6 protein-coding genes, 1 tRNA gene, 1 rRNA gene and 1 pseudogene are annotated in these 8,601 nt (G+C 66.8%); 6 read left to right on the forward strand and 3 right to left on the reverse strand.

Translation table 11 applies throughout. From position 1 onward, the window contains the following. The 5 genes from rrf to F8S09_RS17280 form a co-directional block, all read left to right on the forward strand. Window positions 1-103, forward strand: a 5S ribosomal RNA gene (rrf, locus tag F8S09_RS17260); the annotation flags it as partial. Between the two features lie 72 nt (window positions 104-175). After that, window positions 176-251, forward strand: a tRNA-Gly gene (locus tag F8S09_RS17265). A gap of 283 nt (window positions 252-534) precedes the next feature. After that, entirely contained in the window at window positions 535-1,968 is a 1,434-nt protein-coding gene (locus F8S09_RS17270) for an ABC transporter substrate-binding protein (RefSeq protein ID WP_152872671.1), read from the forward strand. Between the two features lie 140 nt (window positions 1,969-2,108). Next, window positions 2,109-3,035 carry a carbohydrate ABC transporter permease gene (locus F8S09_RS17275; RefSeq protein WP_152872672.1) on the forward strand — a complete coding sequence of 309 codons (927 nt, stop codon included), beginning with the start codon at window positions 2,109-2,111 and terminating at the stop codon, window positions 3,033-3,035. Next, window positions 3,032-3,871 (forward strand): carbohydrate ABC transporter permease, encoded by an 840-nt coding sequence (locus tag F8S09_RS17280; protein WP_322618895.1) that lies wholly within the window; start codon window positions 3,032-3,034, stop codon window positions 3,869-3,871. Before F8S09_RS17275 ends, F8S09_RS17280 begins: the two co-directional genes overlap by 4 nt. A 58-nt stretch (window positions 3,872-3,929) precedes the next feature. On the opposite strand, the gene F8S09_RS17285 is transcribed toward F8S09_RS17280, so the two are convergent. Together F8S09_RS17285 and F8S09_RS17290 are read right to left on the reverse strand one after the other, a co-directional pair. After that, window positions 3,930-5,381: a glycoside hydrolase family 13 protein gene (locus tag F8S09_RS17285; RefSeq protein ID WP_152872673.1), complete on the reverse strand. Its 1,452-nt coding sequence runs from the start codon at window positions 5,379-5,381 to the stop codon at window positions 3,930-3,932. Between the two features lie 40 nt (window positions 5,382-5,421). Then, the gene (locus F8S09_RS17290; protein ID WP_152872674.1) at window positions 5,422-6,729 is read right to left on the reverse strand and encodes an HDIG domain-containing metalloprotein; all 1,308 of its coding nucleotides are present in this window, start codon (window positions 6,727-6,729) and stop codon (window positions 5,422-5,424) included. Window positions 6,730-7,606: 877 nt separating this feature from the next. On the opposite strand from F8S09_RS17290, the gene F8S09_RS17295 reads away from it, so the two are divergent. Continuing rightward, window positions 7,607-8,170, forward strand: coding sequence for a hypothetical protein (locus F8S09_RS17295; protein ID WP_152872675.1), 564 nt, complete (start codon window positions 7,607-7,609; stop codon window positions 8,168-8,170). Between the two features lie 268 nt (window positions 8,171-8,438). Here the strand turns inward: F8S09_RS17295 and F8S09_RS17300 are convergent. After that, a pseudogene (locus F8S09_RS17300) lies at window positions 8,439-8,601 on the reverse strand (IS982 family transposase); the annotation flags it as partial.

The raw sequence follows: 8,601 nt of genomic DNA on the forward strand, positions 1-8,601 counted from the left end.
CGCCGCGGAACCACCCCTCTCCATGCCGAACAGGGTCGTGAAACACGGCAGCGCCCATGATACTCGGACCGCAGGGTCCCGGAAAAGTCGGTCAGTGCGGGGGTTTTTTCTTATACTGCACCCGGTCCCCCAACAGGACCGGTGAGGAAGGCACCGCACGCGGTGCCGTTCCCGTGCGGGAGTAGCTCAGCTGGTAGAGCACTACCTTGCCAAGGTAGATGTCGCGAGTTCGAATCTCGTCTCCCGCTCCACTCCATCCCCCCACCCCTCACGGTGGGGGTTTTTAATTGGTGGCCAGACGCCTGTTCCGCTTACTTCTCGCTGCGTGACGACCCTGGGAACGAGGGCGGGACCTACGCCGTCGCTGCGGAGGCCGCATCGCCCGGCCATCCCACAGAGTCAGTGTCGAGTTACGCTGGGATGAGGTGATGCCAGATGGCTGAACCACCCAGGGTGTGAACCCGTAGTTATTCCAGCAGTTCAGAGGCTCGGTCGTTCCTATAGTTGGAAAATCCGTTGTATTCAGGAGGCCCTATGAAGCGTACCGTCGTTCTGTCCGCCTTGCTGCTCAGTTCCCTCGCTGTTGCCGCGCCCGGAAGCTGGCGCGGCACCATCACGATGAGCGCTGCCGACTATGCGCCCAACTTTCCCGGTCAGGCCAAGCCCCTCAAGGTCTTCCAGCAGATCGCCGCCGAGTACGAGAAAAAGTACCCCGGTATCAAGATCAAGTTCCACACCGAGCCGATCCCCGACACCAACACCATGATCCGGGTCAAGGCGGCAGCGGGCGACCTGTTCGACATCTACTGGGCGCAGGCCTACAGCCTGAACTCCACCCTGCCCAAGGGCGTGGCGACCGACCTCGCGCCGTATTTCAAGCAGCCCAACCCCTATATCCCTGGGAACAAAGCCTGGCAGGACGCGATGGACAAAGCGCAGCTCGCCGAAAGCCGCAGCGCGAACGGGGCCGTGTACACCCTGAGCGGCGACAAGGTCGTCTACGGCATCTATTACAACAAAGACCTGTTCAAGAAGGCCGGGATCACCAAGGTCCCCACGAGTTGGCCGGAGCTGATCGCCGCCTCCAAGAAGCTGAACGCAGCGGGGGTCTACCCCATGCACGCCGTGCCCGCCTACCCGTGGTGGAGCCGCCACTTCCTCTCGGACCTGTACGCCAAGGACTACGCGAAGCTCACGGGGTATGACGGGCTGCCGGGGCAGTCCCCGCTGGACGAGGCCGTCGCCATCTCCAAGGGCATCCTGACGCCGAAAGACAAGCGGTTCATGTCGTGGTGGCCAGTGATGAAGCAGTTCACCGACACCTGGCCGAAGGACTACCTGACCGCCGACCCCGCCAAAAACTACGACGCCTTTCAGGATTTCGTGGGGCAGAAGGAAGCAATGCTCTACGAGGGCAGCTACAAGGCCCGCGAGATGCAGGACGCCGGGGTCAAGTTCGCGGTCGGGACCTTCAACTTTCCCAAGCTGACGAAAAAGGAAAGCCCCTACGCGACGGGTGCGAACACCGCCAACGCCTACGCGGGCACGGGCGGCTTCCAGTACGCGATGAGCACCCCGCAGTCCAACAAGTCCCTGCGTGAGAAGGGCAAGCAGCAGGCGGTGCTGGACTGGATGCGCTACTTTGGCACGCCGAAAAACCTCCAGCGCCTGACCGCCGAGCAGGGCACCTACGTCCCGACGTGGCCGGGCACGAGCGCCAAGCTGGGGGGCCTGGGCAACTTTGACAGCGGGGCGCTCGCCGCGCAGGTGAAGCTCCCGGAGCGGTCCATCGGGGTGCAGACAGCCACCGCCAACCTGGGCTGGGTGGACATGCAGCGCATCTTCGGGCTGTATCTCAGCGGGAACATCACGCTGGCCCAGGCGGAAAAGCAGGTGCAGACCACCCTGGACCGCGCCGCCGCCGACTTCGCCCGCAAGAACAACGTGAACCTGTCCAGGTACAAGTGAGGCGCACGGGATGAGTGACCGTCCCTACCTGCTGACCACCCTCAGCCATACCTGGCCCATAGGCCGGGCCGCTTGACGCCTGGGCCGGAAGCCTGCCGCCGCGCACGCTTCCGGCCCCGGTTTTTTCCCGGAGGACTCCCATGACCGCCCTGCCCGGCACCCGTTCCGCCCCCCCGGCCTCCCGGCGCGGCCCTCTCGCCCGGCTGCGCGAGGGGTGGCCCGCGTACCTCTTTCTGCTGCCCACCCTGCTGGTGGTGGGGTACTTCTCGTACTACCCGGCCTACGTGGCCGTCACGCGGGCCTTTACCGACTGGGACGGCCTCAACACCCCCAACTTTACGGGGCTGGAGAACTTCCAGCGGGCGCTGACCGATCCAGTGATGGGCCAGGCCGCCCTGAACCTGGCGATCTGGGTGGCGGCGGGGCTGCTGCTGGCCGTGGTGCCCCCCCTGTTGATTGCGGAGCTGATCTTCCACCTGCGCGGGCGGCGGCGGCAATACGCCTACCGAACCCTCTTCGTGCTGCCCATCGTGATTCCTTCGCTGGTGCTGCTGCTGGTGTGGGGAAGCTTCTACCGAAGCGATGGCCTGCTGAATACCCTGCTGGGCGCGGTGGGGCTGGAGGGGCTGCGCCACGACTGGCTCAGCGACTTGGACACGGCGCTGCCCAGCCTGATTTTCCTGGGCTTTCCGTACATCGACGCTTTCAACTTCTTGCTGATCTACGCCGGACTTCAGAACATTCCCGACGAGGTGTTCGACGCCGCGCGGCTGGACGGCGCGACAGGGTGGCGACGGGTGCTGCGGATCGATCTGCCGCTGCTGCGCCCGCAACTCGCGCTGATCGCGGTGCTGGCGATTATCGGGAACGTGCAGTACTTTATCAGCCCGCTGGTGCTGACCTCGGGCGGGCCGGGCTTTGCGACGACGGTGCCCGCGCTGCTGATGTATTACACCGCCACCCGCGACGGCGAGTACGGCTACGCGATGGCGATCGCCGTCCTGCTGATGATCGTGGTGGTCGTGCTGACCGCCTTCTCGCGCCTGCTGAGCCGGGGAAACCGGTGAAGCGCGGAAACCTGACCGTGGGCGAGGTGGTGCGGCAGGGCCTGCTGCTGCTGTTCGGCCTGCTGGCGCTGTTCCCGCTGTACTTCAGCGTGGTCAACTCCTTCAAGGACCGGGTGCAGTACGCCGAGAACCTGCTGGACCTGCCCTTTCCGGCCCACCCGGAGAACTACGCGCTGGCCTGGGCACAGATTCAGGGGCCGCTGCTGAACTCGGTGGTCGTGACGGTGGCGAGCGTGCTGGCGACGTTGATCTTTGCCAGCCTGAGCGCCTACGCCTTCGCGCTGATGGACTTTCCGGGGCGGCACCTGCTGTTCGGGGTCACCTTCGCGCTGCTGCTGGTGCCCGAGTTCCTGACCCTGATTCCGCTGTACGTGCAGATTCAGGCACTGACGCTGCCCAGCAACTACCTCGCGATTATCCTGCCGACCATCGCCGCCGGGCAGCCCTTCGCCATCTTGGTGCTGCGGGCCGCGTTCGAGGCGATTCCGCGCGACATGCTGGAAGCCGCGCGGCTGGACGGGGCCGGGCACCTCGCGCTGCTGCGCCGTATCGTGCTGCCCGTCAGCCTGCCCGTGCTCGTCAGCGTGGCGATCATCCGGCTGATTCCAGTGTGGAACGAGTACCTGTTGCCCTCGCTGGTGCTTGACGAGCGGCACCGCACCCTGCCCGTCGCGCTGGTGGCCTTTCAGGGGGGCGGGGCGGCCACGGCGGTCACGCCGAACTACGGGGCGCTGATGGCTTCCTACGTGCTGGCGGCGGTGCCGCTGGTGCTGCTGTTCGCCTTCCTGATGCGCTACTACATCCAGGGGGTGACGAGCGGCGGGGTGAAGGGGTAAGCGGGAAGGAAGAGGGCGGGGAGGCACACCGACCTCCCCGCCCTCCCTTTGGCCCTGCTCAGGCTGGAACGAGGACCACGGCGCCCCGTGCGGGCACGTCCAGCTCGGTGTCGTCGCCTAGGTCGAAGGTTCGGCCACTTAGCGCATCCCGGTAGGGGCCGGGCCGTACCCCGGTCAGCGGCAGCCGGGCCTCCGCCTGCGCGGTGTTAAGGGCGACATACGCAGCCTGCCCCTCCAACTCGCGGGCATAAACGAGCCCCTCACCCTCCGCGTGGGTAAAGCGCAGCTCGCCCCGGCGCAGGGCGGGGGTGGCGTGGCGGGCCGCCGTGAGCTGTTGCAGCAGCCCCAGCGTCCCTTTGTCCCAGCTCGCCTCGTCGTGCCAGGGAAAGGCGCGGCGGCAGTCGGGGTCGGGGCCACCGGGGAGGCCCACCTCGTCGCCGGAGTAGATGCAGGGGGCGCCCACATAGGTCATCTGGAAGACGCTGGCGAGCCGGAAGGCGCTGGCGTCCCCGCCCGCCGCCGTCAGGAAGCGGGCCGTGTCGTGCGAGTCCAGCAGGTTGAGCTGTGCCCGCACGATCTCAGGGTGGTACATCCGCGTGACCTCCCCGATGCGCCGGGCGAAGGCGGCGGCGTCGATGGGGTCCACCCGGCCCATCCCACTGACCTCGTTGACCGGGTGATTGATCGTTCGCGCCCCGAAAAAGCCCAGGCACGGGCGGGTGAAGTGGTAGTTCATCACGGCGTCGAACTGGTCCCCTTGCAACCAGCGGTGCGCGTCCCCCCAGATCTCCCCGACGATGTAGGCGTCAGGATTGACCGCCTTGACCCGCCGCCGGAACTCGCGCCAGAACTCGTCGTCGTCAATCTCGTTGGGCACGTCCAGCCGCCAGCCGTCCACGCCGAAGCGCATCCAGTACTCGCCCACCGACAGCAGGAACTCGCGCACGGCAGGATTCCCGGTGTTGAACTTCGGCAGCGCCCGGATGCCCCACCACGCCTGATAGTTGGCAGGCCCCGCGTCGTCGTAGGCGTGCAGCGGCCAGCCGTCCACATGGAACCAGTCGCGGTAGGCGCTCGCCTCGCCCTGCTCCAATAGGTCGTTGAACTGGAAAAAGCCCCGGCTGGCGTGATTGAACACCCCGTCCAGCACGACCCGGATGCCCCGCGCGTGCGCCTCGTCCAGCAGGTGGCGCAGCGCGTCGTTGCCGCCCAGCATGGGATCGACCTGAAAGTAGTCGTGGGTGTGGTAGCGGTGGTTAGACGCCGACTGGAAGACCGGGCAGAAGTAGATCGCGTTCACGCCCAGGCCCTGGATGTGGTCGAGGTGTTCTGCCACGCCCCACAGGTCGCCGCCCATGTAGCCGTGGACCGTGGGCGGGCTGCCCCAGGGCTGGAGGTTCAGGCCCGTCACACGGCCGGAGCGGGCGAAACGGTCGGGGAAGATCTGGTAGAAGACGGCGTCCGCGACCCATTCGGGCGTGACGGGGTGGTTCGGTTCGGTCGGCGACATGCGCGGCCAGGATAGAGGCAAAGCGTTCACCGAAGCCTGACTACCGGGGAGCGGAATCCTCTGCCCGCTGCGCCTGCAAGAAGGCCCGTGCCTCCTCCGGCGTCCTCACCTCGCCCAGCGCCTGCGCCTCTGCGACGGCCCGCAGCGCCTCCCCCACGGCGGGACCGGGGGAGAGGTCCAGCAGGACCATCACGTCCTCGCCCGTCAGCAGAGGGCGGGGGGCCTGGGGCTGCTCCTCCAGCGCGGCGAGCACCCGGTCTATCGCCCGCATGTAGGCGTGCCGGATGGCAGGGTGGCTGTCCGGCCCGCGTGAGGCCTCGCGGTCGGCCAGCATCAGCCGCAACAGGTCGGGCAGCAGCGGGCGGCGGCGGTGAACGAAGCGCCGGGCCTCGCGCTCGTTCGCCGGGAGCTGCGCCATATGCGCCCGCACCAGCGTCCCCGCCCGGTCCACCGTGGCCGAGGGCAGCCGCAACCGCGTCAGCATCTCGCGGGCCAGCTCCGCGCCCACCCGGTCGTGCCCGTAGAAGGTGGTCCGGCCCGAACGCGGGTTGGTGCCCCGCGTGCGCGGCTTGCCCACGTCGTGGAGGAGGGTCGCCCAGCGCAGCGCGGGGTCCGCGTCCGGAAAGCGTGCCAGAAGCTGGTGCAGCGCTTCGACCCCGTGGTGAAACACGTCGAGGTGGTGAAAGCCGCCCTGTACCATCCCGATCCCCTCGCGCAATTCGGGGAGGGTCAGGGCCAGCAGCCCGAGGTCTTCCAGTCGCAGGATGCCCCGAGCTGCGTCCGGGTGCGAGAGCAGGGCTTCCAGCTCGTCCCGGACGCGCTCGGCGGCGGGGAGGAGTAGCGTCCCAGCGGCGAGCGCGTCCGCTACCCGCCGCACGGCCGCTTCGGTGCTTGCCTCCAGCCGGAAGCCCAGCGTGACCCCGAAGCGCACAGCCCGCCACGCCCGAAGGGGATCGGCGCGGAGGTTGGCCTCCGACACCATCCGCAGCCGCCGCGCCCTCAGATCGGCCTGTCCGCCGCTGGGGTCTACTACACGCCGCTCCGAGGTCAGGGCCAGTGCATTCACCGTGAAGTCGCGCCGCAGTAGGTCGTCCGTGAGGTCGCCCGGCAGCGGCACGAAATCGTGCTGCACGCCGCCGGGGGCATGGACCCGCCAGTACCCCCGTTCCTCGTCCAGGGCAAACGCTGAGCCGCCGGCCTTCGCAGCAAGCGTTCGGGCGGCCTCGGCGGGGTCGAGCACGGCCCAGTCGTAGTCGTGTGGGGCCGCGCCGCGCAGCCAGTCGCGGGCGGCTCCACCGACCAGCAGGCCCCCTTCGGGGAAGGGCGGCAGGGGTGGGCGGCGGAACATGGTGGTCATGCTAGCGGGCGCTTGCCCTGGCGGGCGCATTCTGCTACCTTGAGCGGCGCTGAGGGGGCTTAGCTCAGCGGGAGAGCATCCGCTTTGCAAGCAGCCCGTAACCAAAAAATGTCCTCGAGTCGCTAAGCGCGGCTCGTTCTTTTTGTTACCCCGTTTAGGGCTTGGCTGAGAGCAACTCAAGAACGTCTGGGAGCGAATTTTACAGATTTTGGATGCGAGAGAAGAATTCTGGCTGGTGGTCAGGCATCCTCAGCAGAATCTTCATCCTGGAACTGGAGGTCATGCGCTGACCGATCAGCCGACTAGGGCCAGGGACAGCACGCCATCCCCAGACCCCCAGACCCAGATCCATTCAGCTCGTCGCCGTGCTGGTCGAACTTTTCCCCCGCCGCCACAAGCCCTAAACGGGGTATGTCAATAAAAAGCGCTGAGCACCCTCCCACAGCGGAGCTATACTCGAAGACCAAGGCAGAGGTCGGTGCGGAGGTCATCCCTTATGCCTGGATTCGAGCTGCTCAACGACCTAAACCGCTACTTCGACTTGTCCTCCGAGCCCTACTACACCCAAAAGAGCTGTCAGCACCGCGAAGCCCTGCTCCAGTTCGCTGCCTACTGTGCCGGTCAAGGCGTGATCACCATCAGCAGCGTCAGGCCCTCACACCTCCGGCGCTACAGGGCCGACCTCCTAGCCAGTTTGCCCCCCAGAGAGGTCAAGGCCCGGCTGCTCCCGGTGGCTGCCTTCCTAGGCGCGTGGGCACGGTACGAGCTGGTGCCAAAGCCGCCCAAAGAACAGAGGCGGCGAGAGCGAGAGGGGCGACTTGCTTTTCACCGGGGGGTCTTACCGCATAGACTGCGCACCCCTTCTCCGATGAACGGCATTCGTATCCCCGGATCGGGCCGGGTCAAGCCCGTGGTGACCTTGAGGGCCTACCGGGCGATGGCCAAGGCCATTGGGCAGGTGGGACACTTGGTCGAGCAGGAGCGGGCCATCATCGCGCTGATGTTCCACGCTGGGCTGACCCCCAGAGCCCTTTGTGCCCTTCGGCTCTCGGAGCGCGACGGCAGGCTCCGGGTGGACGACAAGCCCGTGCTGCTGCCGAAGCCTGCGCTGGCCCAGCTTCGGCGGTACATGGCACTGGAGCGTCCCGCCTCCGCGATCTCGGGCCTTGACCACGTCTTTGTTCACACCGAGTGGCGTTCACATGTAGAAAAGACGGGTGAGCCCGGCCCCGTGTACGTTGTCCAACCGGGTGGCCTCATCACCTGGGCCGAGCCCACCCGGACGGTCTGGGAGCCCGTGGCTTACCGTCCGCTGACACCTCAGGACGTGCACGAGCGACTGCGGTGGGCCAGCCGGGGGCAGTACGGCGCTCGGGCGTTTCGCCGGGCCTACCTGATGCGGCAGGCCATGGCGGGCGACACTGAGCCCTGAGCGGGCGTGGGGGCATGTCCCTGGCCGGATTGTGTGCTCGGTCAGCCCTGTGCCTCGGGACTCTGGCAGGTGCTGGAGTGGGTATGGCGCTCAACGCTTTGCCAGGTCGAACTGTCGTCCAGACCTGGCGCTGTATACACCCATCTGGGGGAGCAGCAACTTTGCCCCCTGCGCCGCTGTGCTTTGGCTAGGCTCCGGTCAGGGCTGAGGTGTAGGCCCGGTGAAGGAGAGTGTCCATGCTGCGACGTGTTTTTGCTCTAGACGCCGTTTAGGGCTGGGCGAGGTTATGACCGAGGACGGCCAAGACGACACGGAAGCGAAGTGAGGCGAGCGTCTTGGTCTGAACGGAGCGGATGTGGGCTTCCACCAGTTGGGAGAAGACGGTTTCAATCCGCTTGCGTAACTTCGGGTGGCGGTTTTCCCGCCATCCG

This window comes from Deinococcus terrestris, assembly GCF_009377345.1.
GTDB classification, from domain to species: domain Bacteria; phylum Deinococcota; class Deinococci; order Deinococcales; family Deinococcaceae; genus Deinococcus; species Deinococcus terrestris.

Coding starts and splice junctions, on each gene's coding strand:
- F8S09_RS17270 (WP_152872671.1), top strand. CDS start 535: ATGAAGCGTACCGTCGTTCTGTCCGCCTTGCTGCTCAGTTCCCTCGCT.
- F8S09_RS17275 (WP_152872672.1), top strand. CDS start 2,109: ATGACCGCCCTGCCCGGCACCCGTTCCGCCCCCCCGGCCTCCCGGCGC.
- F8S09_RS17285 (WP_152872673.1), bottom strand. CDS start 5,381: ATGTCGCCGACCGAACCGAACCACCCCGTCACGCCCGAATGGGTCGCG.
- F8S09_RS17290 (WP_152872674.1), bottom strand. CDS start 6,729: ATGTTCCGCCGCCCACCCCTGCCGCCCTTCCCCGAAGGGGGCCTGCTG.
- F8S09_RS17295 (WP_152872675.1), top strand. CDS start 7,607: ATGAACGGCATTCGTATCCCCGGATCGGGCCGGGTCAAGCCCGTGGTG.